Origin of the sequence: Acinetobacter gyllenbergii CIP 110306 = MTCC 11365 (genome assembly GCF_000413855.1) — a bacterium.
Lineage (GTDB): Bacteria > Pseudomonadota > Gammaproteobacteria > Pseudomonadales > Moraxellaceae > Acinetobacter > Acinetobacter gyllenbergii.
This window is the reverse complement of the sequence record NZ_ATGG01000017.1, coordinates 116,176-129,939: the sequence shown is the minus strand read 5'-3', so window position 1 is coordinate 129,939 and position 13,764 is coordinate 116,176. Positions and strand designations below refer to the sequence as shown.

13 protein-coding genes are annotated in these 13,764 nt (G+C 42.3%); 4 read left to right on the top strand and 9 right to left on the bottom strand.

Annotated elements, in window-relative coordinates; all coding sequences use genetic code 11:
• Positions 1–149 precede the first annotated feature (149 nt).
• The gene (cgtA, locus tag F957_RS09000) at positions 150–1,367 is read left to right on the top strand and encodes an Obg family GTPase CgtA (protein ID WP_016540510.1); all 1,218 of its coding nucleotides are present in this window, start codon (positions 150–152) and stop codon (positions 1,365–1,367) included.
• Positions 1,368–1,382: 15 nt separating this feature from the next.
• On the top strand, positions 1,383–2,516 hold the full coding sequence (proB, locus tag F957_RS09005; RefSeq protein ID WP_016540511.1) for a glutamate 5-kinase: 1,134 nt from the start codon (positions 1,383–1,385) through the stop codon (positions 2,514–2,516).
• A gap of 74 nt (positions 2,517–2,590) precedes the next feature.
• On the opposite strand, the gene F957_RS09010 is transcribed toward proB, so the two are convergent.
• From F957_RS09010 to F957_RS09030, 5 genes are all read right to left on the bottom strand, one after another.
• Positions 2,591–4,225, bottom strand: a complete 1,635-nt coding sequence (locus tag F957_RS09010; protein ID WP_016660380.1) for an ABC transporter permease — start codon at positions 4,223–4,225, stop codon at positions 2,591–2,593.
• Between the two features lie 74 nt (positions 4,226–4,299).
• Entirely contained in the window at positions 4,300–5,319 is a 1,020-nt protein-coding gene (locus F957_RS09015; RefSeq protein WP_016540513.1) for a Fe(3+) ABC transporter substrate-binding protein, read from the bottom strand.
• Positions 5,320–5,385: 66 nt separating this feature from the next.
• Complete coding sequence (locus tag F957_RS09020) at positions 5,386–6,456, bottom strand: ABC transporter ATP-binding protein (protein WP_016540514.1); 1,071 nt, start codon at positions 6,454–6,456, stop codon at positions 5,386–5,388.
• Positions 6,457–6,571: 115 nt separating this feature from the next.
• Positions 6,572–7,204: an HAD-IB family hydrolase gene (locus F957_RS09025; protein ID WP_016540515.1), complete on the bottom strand. Its 633-nt coding sequence runs from the start codon at positions 7,202–7,204 to the stop codon at positions 6,572–6,574.
• The gene (locus tag F957_RS09030) at positions 7,171–8,379 is read right to left on the bottom strand and encodes a DUF1615 family protein (RefSeq protein WP_016540516.1); all 1,209 of its coding nucleotides are present in this window, start codon (positions 8,377–8,379) and stop codon (positions 7,171–7,173) included. The genes F957_RS09025 and F957_RS09030 overlap by 34 nt, the downstream gene beginning before the upstream one ends.
• Positions 8,380–8,461: 82 nt before the next feature.
• Here F957_RS09030 and dusB point away from each other — a divergent pair, with 82 nt between their 5' ends.
• Positions 8,462–9,484, top strand: a complete 1,023-nt coding sequence (gene dusB, locus F957_RS09035) for a tRNA dihydrouridine synthase DusB (RefSeq protein ID WP_016540517.1) — start codon at positions 8,462–8,464, stop codon at positions 9,482–9,484.
• Between the two features lie 59 nt (positions 9,485–9,543).
• On the opposite strand, the gene oxyR is transcribed toward dusB, so the two are convergent.
• The 4 genes from oxyR to rubA all read right to left on the bottom strand — a co-directional run bounded on the left by oxyR (position 9,544) and on the right by rubA (position 12,912).
• Positions 9,544–10,449: a LysR family transcriptional regulator OxyR gene (gene oxyR / locus F957_RS09040; protein WP_004652692.1), complete on the bottom strand. Its 906-nt coding sequence runs from the start codon at positions 10,447–10,449 to the stop codon at positions 9,544–9,546.
• Between the two features lie 6 nt (positions 10,450–10,455).
• On the bottom strand, positions 10,456–11,400 hold the full coding sequence (estB, locus tag F957_RS09045; protein ID WP_016540518.1) for an esterase EstB: 945 nt from the start codon (positions 11,398–11,400) through the stop codon (positions 10,456–10,458).
• Between the two features lie 82 nt (positions 11,401–11,482).
• Complete coding sequence (rubB, locus tag F957_RS09050) at positions 11,483–12,664, bottom strand: rubredoxin reductase RubB (RefSeq protein ID WP_016540519.1); 1,182 nt, start codon at positions 12,662–12,664, stop codon at positions 11,483–11,485.
• Positions 12,665–12,747: 83 nt separating this feature from the next.
• On the bottom strand, positions 12,748–12,912 hold the full coding sequence (rubA, locus tag F957_RS09055) for a rubredoxin RubA (protein WP_000760495.1): 165 nt from the start codon (positions 12,910–12,912) through the stop codon (positions 12,748–12,750).
• A gap of 348 nt (positions 12,913–13,260) precedes the next feature.
• On the opposite strand from rubA, the gene F957_RS09060 reads away from it, so the two are divergent.
• Entirely contained in the window at positions 13,261–13,698 is a 438-nt protein-coding gene (locus tag F957_RS09060) for an SRPBCC family protein (protein WP_016540520.1), read from the top strand.
• Positions 13,699–13,764: the final 66 nt, after the last annotated feature.

Sequence of the window (13,764 nt, the reverse complement as noted above, 5' to 3'; positions counted from 1 at the left end):
CTCACTGTCTTTTGTAAGTATTAAAAATAGTAAAAATACAGATTGAACAAAGAATAAGTTTAAAAAAATCAATTTGCTGATTTTTCTATTCGAGAATTTTCTTAAAATGTGGCAAAATAGTCCGCTTTTAAGAGTTTGAGGATTGGCACATGCGCTTTGTTGATGAAGCAGTCATTATCGTAGAGGCTGGCGACGGTGGCAATGGCGTAGCCAGTTTTCGCCGTGAAAAATTTGTCCCTTTTGGTGGTCCAGATGGCGGAGATGGGGGACGTGGCGGAAGTATTTACATCCAAGCAGATGATGATACCAGCACACTTGTAGATTACCGTTATACACGTCGTTATCGTGCAGAACGCGGTAAAAATGGTTCGGGTGCGAATTGTTCTGGCCGTGGCGGTGAAGACGTTATTTTAAAAGTACCTGTTGGTACAACCATCGTTGATACTGAATCTGGCGACATCATTGGTGACTTGATTGCTGATGGTCAGCGTGTAAAAGTTGCCCATGGTGGTGATGGTGGTTTAGGAAATACTCACTTTAAATCATCAACCAACCGTTCGCCACGTAAGTGTACGCATGGGATTAAAGGTGAATACCGCGAAGTTCGTTTAGAGTTGAAAGTATTGGCAGATGTCGGCTTACTGGGTATGCCGAATGCGGGTAAATCAACATTTATTCGTGCAGTCAGCGCGGCAAAACCAAAAGTTGCTGATTATCCGTTTACCACGATGGTTCCAAATCTTGGCGTGGTTGATGCGGATCGTCATCGTTCATTTGTGATGGCAGATATTCCAGGATTGATCGAAGGTGCTGCTGAAGGTGCTGGTCTAGGGATTCGCTTCCTGAAGCATTTGGCGCGTACGCGTATCTTGTTGCATATTGTGGATGTTCAACCCATTGACGGTTCAGATCCTGCACACAATGCACGCGCAATTTTAGGTGAATTAGAGAAGTTCTCTCCAACACTGGCAAAACTTCCAGTGGTATTGGTGTTGAACAAACTTGACCAATTGCCTGAAGAGTCTAAAGAAGAATGGTGTCAGCACATTCTTGATGAATTGCAGTGGAAGGGTCCTGTATTTAAGACATCTGGTTTGATGTCAGAAGGAACCAAAGATGTTGTGTATTACTTAATGGATCAGATCGAGCAGCAACGTGAGCGTGAACTTGAAGATCCTGAATATGCAGCAGAAGTGAAAGCATTCCGTGAGCAGCTTGAAGCTGAAACACGTGAACAAACCATCGCAGCAAAAGAAGCCTATCGTGCCCTGCGTAAAGCTCAGCGTGAAGCAGGCTTGGACGATGATGAAGACTTTGATGATGATGAGGATGAAGGCGATGTAGAAAGTATCTACATTCGTGACTAGTAAACCGAGGGAAAAATGATAGAAGTGGTCGATGGGCAACGTCAGCTCAATGCGTGTAAACGAATCGTTGTTAAAATCGGATCATCTTTACTGACTGCAAATGGGCAAGGTTTAGATTTAAATGCAATTTCGCATTGGGCGAAACAAATTGCAGATCTACACAATGCTGGACATGAGATTATTCTCGTGTCTTCAGGTGCAGTGGCAGAAGGGATGGTACGCATGAAACTTGCGAGTCGACCCACTGATCTACCCAGTTTGCAAGCTTGTGCTGCCATTGGTCAAATGGGCTTGATCCATACTTGGTCTAGCGTATTGGATCAACATGGTATTCAAACGGCACAAGTGTTACTTACACATGATGATCTTGCTGATCGTCGTCGTTATCTCAACTCTTGTGATGCTTTGCAAAACCTGATTGATTGGCATGTCATTCCTGTCATCAATGAAAATGACACCGTATCAACTGATGAAATTCGCTTTGGTGATAATGATACTTTGGCGGCGATGGTTGCAGGACAAGTACAAGCGGAATTATTGATTATTCTGACCGACCAACAAGGCATGTTTGACTCAGATCCGCGTAGCAATCCAAATGCTAAATTGTTCTCTGCTGTTCGTGCATTGGATGATAGCCTGTTTGAAATGGCAGGCGGTGGCGGTGTGCTAGGTCGTGGAGGCATGGTTACCAAAGTCCGTGCAGCACGTCTTGCAGCACGATCAGGTTGTCCAACTTTGATTGCCAGTGGTGAAAGCGACAACGTGTTGGCACGCTTAATGGCGGGTGAGATGTTGGGTACCTTATTCACCACTGACAATGACCGTGTGACTGCACATCAGCAATGGCTGGCTGCGCATTTGCAAACTGCGGGTCGTTTGGTGATTGATGATGGTGCGGTTGAAGCGATTAAGCTGAAACATCGTAGTCTGTTACCCGTTGGCGTTAAAGCAATTGAAGGGCATTTTGATCGTGGTGATGTGGTTGAATGCGTCGATAAAAACGGTGGTCGTATTGCCGTGGGACGTGTGAATTTTAGTTCACGTTCAGCCGAAATGATTAAAGGTTTGTCATCAGAAAAAGTCTATCAGGTACTGGGTGAAGCACGTTCGCTAGAAATGATTCATCGAGATCATATGGCCATTTATTAATATTGCTATAATCTCATGGCATTAAAAAAGACCTCAAATATTTGAGGTCTTTTTTTGTGATGCAACGAAGGATTTTATTTTTGTTGGATGGATTGACCTATACGTGCCAATAAGATGACTGGAATGAGTCCAACCACTACAATCAATAAAGCGGCAATTGCACCATCTTCATAAGTTCCTCTGGATGCTTCTGCATAGAGTTGTGTGGCCAGTGTCTCCAGATTCAGTGGTCGAAGTAAGAGAGTTGCGGGTAATTCCTTCATACAATCGACAAAGATCAGTAATGCAGCAGAAATCATTGCAGGGCGTAATAAAGGTAAATGTACTCGCCATAGTGTTGCGGATCGGTTGTGCCCCAAGTTTTTTGCTGCATCATCAAAAACAGGATGGATACGATTGTATCCGGACTCAATGCCACCAATCGCAATCGCGAGAAAGCGAACACAATAGGCATAAATTAAAGTAAAAGTAGTGCCTAGAAATAATAATCCGGTATGGATACCCAGTTGAAACTCAAGAAAGTCCGCAACAGCATGGTCAATTGCACCCAGAGAAAGCATCAATCCAATGGCTAAGACGGTTCCAGGAATGGCATAACCTAAGCTGGAAATACGGCTGAACCATGTGTTCTGATTAAAACGTGCGGCACTGACAATCAAAAAAGCGATGAGAACTGTAATGAAGGTTGCAATACTTGCCAAGCTTAAAGTGTTGATTGAAGCTTGTAATAATTCAGGAGAAAAGCCTGCATATTGTAGGCGTTTATACGATTCAGCGACTAAATAACTGGTTGGAATGAGAAAACCAATAGCAACGGGAATAAAACCAAGTCCAAACAAAAGCAATGCCTTCATACCAGTGATCGGTTGAGCAGGCATGAGTTTGCTACGTTGTGCTGAATTCATATAGCGCTGTTTACGGCGCCCAAACCGTTCAATAATCACCAAGAATGTAATAATCATGAGCATAAAAATGGCAATTTGAGCGGCGCTGGCTAAATCGGACTGATTGGTCCATGTGGAATAAATGGATAAGGTCAGCGTTTTTACACCCAAAAACTCAGTTGCACCAATATCATTAATGGTCTCCATTAGCGCTAAACTGGCACCTACCGCAATGGCTGGTCGAGCCAGTGGAATGGCGACGCGAGTGAAAACTTGATTCGGTTTGAGGCCAAGACTACGTGCTACTTCAATCAAACTGGCAGATTGCATGAGAAACATGGCACGGGTACTTAAATAAACGTAGGGATACAGGACAAAGCTTAATAAGAAAATACATCCCCATACGGTACGAATATTGGGAAACCAATCCGGTTGTCTATCCCATCCGAACCAAGTGCCGAGCATACTTTGTATCGGGCCAATGGGATGTAACAGGTCAATATAGCTATAGGCAATGATATAGGTGGGGACAGCCAATGGTAGTAATAGCGCCCAATTTAAAAAAGCACGTCCTCTAAACTGATAAGCCGTGACCAGCCATGCACTTCCTGTTCCAATCAAGATCGTGAGTAGACCTACCCCCAATAATAATAAAGTGGTATCCACTAATGTAGGAGGCAGTATATATCGAATCAAATGCTCCCAAATCTCACTATTGCCTTGTAATGCGGACCAAATCAGCGCCAATATAGGTAAGCAGGCAAGTATCGTGAAAAGTCCACTGAGCGAAAATAATGATGGGAATACAGATTTATTACTTATCATCAAGAGTGTCAATTTACAGAATATGAAGCTGAGTGAAGCAAGGTGGCAAGTTAATGCCGCCTTGCTGATGCGATTTAATGATTAAACTGTACTTTATCGACCAAAAGATTGGCTGTTTTACGGTATCGAGCGATATCACTCAAGCGTATTGTATCGACATTCAATTTACCAAAGCTGGCAATTACAGGGTCTATTTTGACTCCAGGTTTAACTGGATATTCGAAGCCACTTTGTGCGTAGATGGCTTGCGCGTGGTCAGAAGCTAAGAACTCAAGTAACTGGATCGCTTGTTGAGCATTCGGTGCATTCTTGGCGACAGCCGCACCAGAGACATTGACATGGGTTCCGCCATTGCTAAAACGAGGGAGAACGACGTTGATGGCATTGCCCCAGCGTTGCTGTTCAACATCATTTCCTGTACGCATACGACCCACATAGTAAGTGTTTGCAACACCAATATCGCAGATTTTACCCAAGATATCGCGTGCCACGTCACGATCACCACCACTAGCTGGTCGTGCCAAATTGGCTTTGACCCCACGTAGCCATTGTTCAGTGGCTTTTTCACCATGATGCGCAATATAAGCCGCAATTAGGCTGGTGTTATAGACATGACTGCCAGAACGAATACAGATTTTACCTTTCCATTTCGGGTTGGCCAGTTCTTCATAATTGATTGCAGTCAATGGGGCGCGTTCTTTTGATGCATAGACCGCACGAGCCCGCATGGATAGGGCATACCAATGTCCATTGGCAGCACGTAAATTACCTGGAATCGCTTGATTTAAAATTTTTGATTGAATGGGTTGGGTCACACCACCTTCGACTAAATCGACTAGATTGCCAAAATCAACGGTGAGTAGAACATCTGCAGGAGAGCGACGGCCTTCGGCTTTTACACGCTCAAGTAAACCATCTTTGATAAAAACCGTATTGACCTTAACACCTGTCTTGCTACTAAATTCTTGTAGTAGGGGTTGAATCAAGGCTGGTTCGCGGGTGGTGTACAGATTGACTTGGGCGGCATGTAACCAACTGCTCCCGAGTGCAAGTAGACCCGTTAAAACTAGACGATGCTTAAACCGTAACTTCATTTTGTCTCACTCATATTTAGGATATTGAATAGCAAGCTGCTGATCTAGCAAATTAAGGCTTAAATGCTAAGAGGCATAGTAAAAACATGTATTTAAATCAACAGAAACATAGACATTTTCTTGTTCTGAAAAATGTTGTAGGTGATCAACCTGAGCAATTAAGGTAACTGCTTCAGTATTCAGTTGTAAATGTAATTGCTGCATATGTCCCATAAAGGTAGTTGAAATGACTTTTGCTGCTAAAAAGCCTTCAGATTGCTGATGCTGAATGCGTAGTTGATGCGGTCGAAAATAGCAGTGAATGGACTGCTGAGTTTGGCTTAAGTGCTGCGGGAGTTTGATAGAACCAAATAATGTGCTCAGTTGCTGATTATTTTGCTGAGTGGGTATTTCATTAAGAGTCGAAAAATAACGGGCAGCGAATTGTGTTTCAGGTTGTAAATAAAGTTGTTTTGGGCTGCCAATTTGAATGATTTTGCCTTCATGCATCAAAATAATCTGATCTGCAATTTGCAGGGCTTCTTCTGGATCATGGGTGACAATAACAGTGGTGGTGGCGGTTTTTTTTAACAGGCTGATCGTGTTTTTGCGGATTTGGTCTCGTAGACGATGATCTAGATTTGAAAATGGCTCATCCATTAATAAAACATGCGGTTTAGGTGCGAGCGCACGTGCCAATGCGACACGTTGCTGTTCTCCACCAGACAAGGTGTATGGGTAGCTCTGTGCATGATGATGCATCGAGACATGTGTTAAAGCTTGTTCGGCAATCTCTTGTTGTTGCGATTTCGGGAATTTACCTAAGCCAAACATGACATTTTCCAGCACACTCAGATGTGGGAACAGCGCATAGTCCTGAAAGACTAAGCCGATATTTCGCTGTTCAGCTGCAATGTGTTGTTGGCTATCCCAAAGCGTATCTTTTTCAAGCTGAATAGAACCTGAACTCGGTGTTTCTAAGCCAGCAATGAGGCGCAGCATGGTGGTTTTTCCGCAGCCCGAATGCCCAAGTAAGCAAATGATCTGACCGCTTGTGGCAGACCAAGTTGCTTGATCAACTGCAAATCGGTTGCCGAATTTTTTGCTCAGTTGTTGAATGGTTAAAATATTGGCCTGAGGTGCAGCAGAAGCGGTCATGGTCAATTCACAACATTGTTAAAATCGTTAAATATTAATTTAATAATAGCTTAATAAATTTGCTTGTATAGTCTTTTTTCTAGGCGTTACCAAACTATCGATTTTCAACAATCGACTATTGAACAGTAACAGTCGTATCGCGCCCAACCATATAGGGATAGTCTGCCAAAGAAAGCATATCGAGATCTTCTTCACTATTGCCATAGGCATAAATTGCTTGATAATCAGCTAAATTATACTGCTGTAAAATGCGTAATTTCTTTTGTTCGCGACTACAGTCTTCTGAGCGATAACGACCCGTTAAAAGCCCATCTTTAATTTCAGTTTGTGTGCAGATGAGTTCAATATTCAGAAATTCGCAAATGGGTGCCAAGTAAATGTCTACTGAAGCAGACACCAGCACGATATGGTCACCGCGTTGTTGGTGCTGTTGAAGTTGTTGTAATAAATCCTGATCAAGTCGTTTAATCAACTTTAGTGCATATTCTTGGGCGAGCTGCTCGACAACATCAGCAGAAATGTCTTTAAACATGCTCTGAAATAATCGTGGGCGCATAGCATGCGCAGGGTAGAGGCGTAAATAGTAGGCTTGAATCCATGGCAGGATTTTCAAGCCTCTTTTGACAATATGACGTTTTGATAAAGCGAAGAAAATAAACCCTGTGAAACTGTCTCTTGGATAGAGTGTTCCATCAAAATCAAATAAAGCAAGATTTAGAGTTTTATGCGTTTCGCTCTTTGCATGCATGTTTCATATCGTCCATTAACGCGACTGGCGAACCAATTGGTGTTGTAGTCGCGGCTCAGTTTGGGGCCTGAAATAACGACTTCAGGCATCATTGCATAAATCGGTTCTTTGTTGGTTTTACTTTGATAAAGTTTTTGAACAGCTAAATAGGTTTGCGTATCTTCAAACTTTTGTTCTTTTTCTTTCTTTAAATCGGCACGAATCTGACGAGGGGTCACCAGAATTTTATTATTGGTAAACGCTGAGATCACTTCTTTTTCAGATTGGCTCAGTGCAGATTGAGGATTGCCATCTTTATTGTAAAGTAACAGGTCGCCATCCAAATCAAGGTCTTTTTCTTGTATAACCTCAAGCATTTTCTGGAAAGCTGCGTTGCGGCTAGAATACATACCTGAATTATAATCGGCAAAACGATAGATGGCTTTGTCATAACCAGCAGAGTATTCCATCAAGCGGTGGATACCGTAATATAAGCCGCCGTACTGGGTATAGAGATCATTACGAAGTTCAGCAATATTGCCACTTTGCCGTTTATGTTCTTTGGCATAGTTAATATGCACTTGCATTGAACCCAAGGTTGTAATTGGATTCATTTTCTCGCCGATATCTTGTCCAACTAATTTGGCTGCACCCGTCAGTGCACTGACATGGTAATGCTTCGACATATAGTCAAAAATTTCTCGATAGAGTAAATCAAGTTCGCGCTCGGTTCTGACTTTGCGCATTTGGCTCATGTAGTTGTTTTCTGGTGAGGGTTGGTTTTTGAGTACATCCTCAAAATAGCCTGCAACAGTTCCACCAATGGTTTCCCCAAGCTTGGCTTCAAACTTTTCTTTGAGTCGGGTGTTGATTTCTTTGACCGCTTTCTCACCCAATCCAGGCACAGCAGGGTCGGCAACAAAATTTGATTCCTGATCGACAACAGCGACAATGCTGCAGACATTCTGCTTGGTCTTAGGAATACTGAGTTGTTGCATGATATCAAAGATATCTTGTGACCATGATTGGCGATCATTGACACGTGGCGGAAGAACGCTGGTAATTTGTTCTGCCTTCATTTCAGGTTCTTTACTATTTGACCACCAAGCATTATCGCCACAAGCCGTTAAGCTTATGCTGATTGCCAAAAGGCTAAATGTTTTGAGTAGAGGACGAGTCGAAAACGATTGGTTCATAATGAAGACAACACCGCACAAAAAGATGAGCCGAACGGGCGAATGAAGTATACTATGTTGATTAGAAATTGTAAGAAAATATATGTATATTGGTTCATATCAACTGTCAAATAATTTGATTGTTGCTCCGATGGCAGGCGTGACGGATCGACCCTTTCGGACGCTATGTAAATACTTTGGTGCAGGACATGCAGTCAGTGAAATGATGACTGCTGACAAGACACTACGTATGAGTAAGAAGAGCTTGTATCGGGCTAATTTTGATGGCGAGCTTGCGCCAATTTCAGCACAAATCGCGGGTTCTGATCCTGAACAACTTGCTGAAGCGGCACGTTACCAAGTTGCGAATGGCGCACAAATTGTGGATATCAATATGGGGTGTCCAGCCAAAAAGGTTTGTAACAAGCTGGCGGGTTCCGCATTGCTACAAGATGAAGATCTCGTCGCACGGATTTTAGATGCTGTGGTTGCGGCCGTGGATGTGCCAGTCACTTTAAAAACTCGATTGGGTTTTTTAAATGGCCATGAAAATATTTTACGGGTGGCAAAGCGTGCCGAAGAGTCTGGAATTGCGGCATTGGCCTTACATGGCCGTACCCGTGAAGATATGTATTTAAATACCGCACGTTATGAACTGATTAAGCAGGTCAAAGCACTGATTGATATCCCATTGATTGCCAATGGTGATATTGATAGCCCTGAAAAAGCCAAATATGTACTGGATTATACGGGGGCAGATGCGATTATGATTGGGCGTGCAGCCCAAGGCCGACCTTGGATATTTCGAGAAATTGCCCATTACTTAAAAACCGGTGAGCATCTTGCTGCACCAGATATTGCTGAAGTTAAGACGGTATTACTTGGGCATTTGGCAGAACTGTATCAGTTCTATGGTGAATATTCAGGCTGTCGTATCGCCCGTAAGCATATTGCTTGGTATACCAAAGGTCTACGTTCAAGTAATGAGTTTCGTCAGAATATGTATAAAGTTGAAAATACGGCTGATCAAGCCAAAGTGGTTGAATCGTATTTTGATGAATTACTTGATCAAGGTCTACGTATGAGCGATGTGCAAGTTGAACACGTTAATTTATTAGATATTTAATCATTATTATTTTAAGTCGAAAAAAAGCCTGTAATTTAATTACAGGCTTTTTTGTTTTATTAAGTTAAATGAGCGGTGATTTTCTGCAGAATCTGCAAGATCACATCAAATTCGCTTTGCAATGGCGTACTTTTACGCGTCACTAAAGCGAGCGTGCGGCTTGGTGCGGCTTCAATTGATTTCACTGCAATATCTTCATTGAAATGAATCATACTGTTTTTCAGTGCAATCTCAGGTAACAGGGTAAAACCTAAATCTGAAGAGACCATCTCCACCAAGGTTGGCAATGAACTCGCTTTTAAGCGGTGATCATTTTTACGTTCGCCAACAGGGCAGGCACTGAGTGCGTGATCACGTAGACAATGTCCTTCTTCAAGTAACATCAAACGTGATAAATCCAAATCATCTAAAGAGTTTGCATTGGCTGCATTGGTATCTTGCTTGTTATATACAAGGAACAGGTGTTCTTTGGCAATTTCAGCGACTTTTAAACTACGCGTGTCAAATGGAAGCGCAAGCACGATCATATCTAAATTACCGTGTTCCAGTTTCTCTACAATCTTCTCGCTTTGCGCTTCGTGTAGATGCAGTTGGATTTTGGGTAGTTGTTGATGAACTTCATCGAGCAATTGCGTCAAGATAAACGGTGCAATGGTTGGAATAATACCGAGATGTAAATCACCTGTTAGTGGTTCACTCATTTCTCGACTTAAACGCATCAGGTCTTGAGCATCGGCCAGTAGTACCCGTGCACGAGCCACAACCTGTTCACCTAAGGGGGTTAAACGGACGTTTTGACGATCACGCTCAACTAAGACGCCACCTAATAAACGCTCTAACTCCATGATGCCGCCCGATAACGTTGACTGGGTGACAAAGGAACGACGCGCTGCTTCAGTAAAATGTAAAGTTTCTGACAACGTAACTAAATATGATAGCTGTCTTAATGAGGGTAATGCAGCCATAGTGTCCTAGTGTGATGATCTAAAGTGGTGAGCAAATAAACCACTAAGTTGTGGAATGAAATGTGCAGGAATATCATGCCCCATTCCTTGGATTAATTCAAACTTAGCACCAGAAATTGCTTTTGCAACAGCTTTCCCGTGACTCGGTGGTAATAGGCGATCTTTTGAGCCATGTACAACCAGAGTTGGCTGAGTAATCGTCTTGTTCAATGGTAACAAAGAACCCGTACATAATATTGCTAAAAATTGTTGAAGTACACCCGCTGGATAGAAACTACGTCGATATAATTTACGAATGGTTTGAATTGACTCAACTGGATTGACATAACCAGGAGAACCAATAATACGAAAAACATTCAAACTGTGATTAATAATGGTTTCTTCATCATGCCCTTCAGGCTTTCCTAATAAGCTAAAAAGTTGCTTTGGAAAAGGGGGAGGGAGAAAAGGCTGATTATTACTGGTAAATAATAAACCGATTTTTTCTACTTTTTCTGGATATTTTGCTGCAACAATCTGTGAAATCATCCCGCCCATAGAGGCGCCAATAATATAAGTTTTCTCAATACCTAACTGATCAATCAGCATGGATACATCATCCGCCATATCATACAGGGTATATGGTGCGCCTTCATTGCCAAGGCCAAACATGAAGCGACTCATCAGTTTCATGGTGTTGAGTCGTTTTCCTTTATTACGAATTTTAGAAGATAAACCGATATCACGGTTATCGAAACGGACGACACGGAAACCTTGATCAATTAAGGCCTTACAAAAGAAATCTGGCCAGAACAGCATTTGAGCGCCTAAGCCCATGATCAATAAGATGGTTGGGTGCTCAGGATTACCCCCCATTTCAACATGCAACTCGATCCCATTGCCCAAAGTGACTTTGGTTTCTTGCATAAATGAAGCATAAGGCGACACATTAAATTGAAGGGCACTGTTCATGGTATTTGTTCCGAGTTGAATTCTTCTTATTGGTTGAGCGTTTGCTGGATGTTCTTTTCCAGCAAACTCCCGTATTTAAACCTTAAACCTGTGCAGGAATCAAGTCTGGAACCAACTTGGTTAAGGTTAAACGCTGTTTCGCTGCGGTTGCACCGAGTAGGACAAATCCTCTCAAAGTGCCTTCGCCGTCGGCCGCTTTTGCCAACATACCATCATCAAACTCTTCAGTTTCCCAGTTCACATCAACATCAAGCGGAGCGGGTAAAACGGTCAATGGGGCAGCAGGTGTTTTTACCGCAACTGGCATAGCAGGGTAGTGTACGGCTGTCGTTTGACCACTCAGTGTTTTTGCCAAAGCCCGTGCTTGTTGCATGATCGGCATGACAAATGGCAACAAGGTACCATTCACTTCAGCACAGTCACCCACAGCATAAACATCAGCCTGATTGGTTTCTAATAAAGTATTGGTAATAATGCCACGACTAGTTTGGATGTCTGCTGCTTTAGCCAAAGCAATGTTTGGCTGTAAACCAATTGCAGAAAGAACAATGTCCGCAACCAAAGTTTGGCCATTGGCTAAGGTGACTGCGTAGTCTTCACCATCGTTGATCTTCGATACTTTTTCAACGGTCGTAGAAAGGGCGAACTTGATACCCGCTTGTTCCAGGTTGGTTTTGAAGGCTTCAGCAACGTGGTTTGGTAATAAACGACCCAAAGGTTGTGCTGCAAGGTCAATCACGGTGACATCATAATTGCTATGCAAAAGATCGTTGGCAAATTCACAACCAATAAGACCCGCACCGAGAATCACCACGCGTTTGTCTTTACGTTTTGCGAGATTTTCACGGAAAGTACGATAGTCGATGAGTGAATTCACCACATGAATATCATCACTGCCATCGCCAGCAATGGCTAAGCGTATTGGGTTTGCACCGACTGCAAGCACCAGTTTTGAATAAGGTTGAGTAACCGTTTCACCATTTTTTTCTAATGTGAGTTCGTGGTTTGCTGCATTGATTTCTTTCACCCAGGTTTCTGCTTCAATGCGCATATTCAGTTGAGTTGCCATTTTGTTGGCATCGCCTAAAGCAATTTGTTCAGGTGCTTTATTGCCTGCGAAGGCATTGGATAATGTTGGTTTTGCATAATTTACCGCATCATCCGCGCAGATCATAACGAGTTCTTGTTCAGGACTCAGTTTACGAAACTCTCGAGCAAGGGTATAACCCGCCATACCTGATCCGATGATAACGATAGGATGCATTCTCTTCTCCAATATTTTCTTATTTAAAAACAAACAATAGCAAAAAAAAGACCATGATCATTGTCACGGCCTTCTCGATCTATTTAGATTTCAATCATTTCAAAATCAGCTTTTGAAACGCCGCAATCTGGGCAAGTCCAATCATCTGGGATATCTTCCCATTTGGTTCCTGCTGCAATGCCGTCTTGTGGCCAACCTTCTGCTTCGTCGTAAATCCAACCACAAACGATACATTGATATTTTTTCATGTGACTCTCCAAACTGATAGGTATGCTCAAATTGCCTTTCAGTAAAACTATTCCATAATGTCGCTACGATCGCTGCAATAGAACTAACTTGTGTTGATCGGGAGTTAGATTTTTACGCAGAACGCCATTTAAGTAAAGTAAATGCAAGAGTTTAATCATTTATTCAAAAAGCGATATGGCAATTTTATCTGAAAGTCTTGTTATTTGAGCAATTACTCTAATTTTTTACAGCAATATAAATGCTTATGTAATTAAAAATGAATAATCGTATGAATATAGTGTGTATAAAAAACAAACATTCAGAATCAAGTTATGATGAATCACAACAATGAAAATGGAGAATAGAGCATGGAAACTCTGTCATATAATATAAAAATTTATGCAACGCCAGAGAAAGTTTGGGAGGTTTTGTGGACACCTGAGAGTTATCAGGCATGGACAAAATTCTTTGCCTGCGATTCAACCATGAAAACCGATTGGAAAGTAGGTGGTAAGACTTTTTTTGGTGATGGTAAAGGCAACGGCATGGTGTCTACCATTGAAAGCATAGAAGAACCTAAAGAGATTGTGTTTAAACATCTTGGAATGATTCAAGATGGCAAGGAAGATCTTGACAGTGAGGAGGTGAAAGCTTGGGCGGGTGCTTTAGAGAAATATATGCTGTTTGATTTTAATGGTGAAACCCAACTGCATGTTGAAGTGGAAATTCAACCTGAACATGCGGAATTTATGAATAAAGGCTTTGATCAAGGGCTTGCCATGGTGAAACATTTGGCTGAAAAATAATACATTCGTAAGCGCTTTCTGACAGTGAATTGCTGCGTTATCTAGATTCAAAAAACGATCAATCTT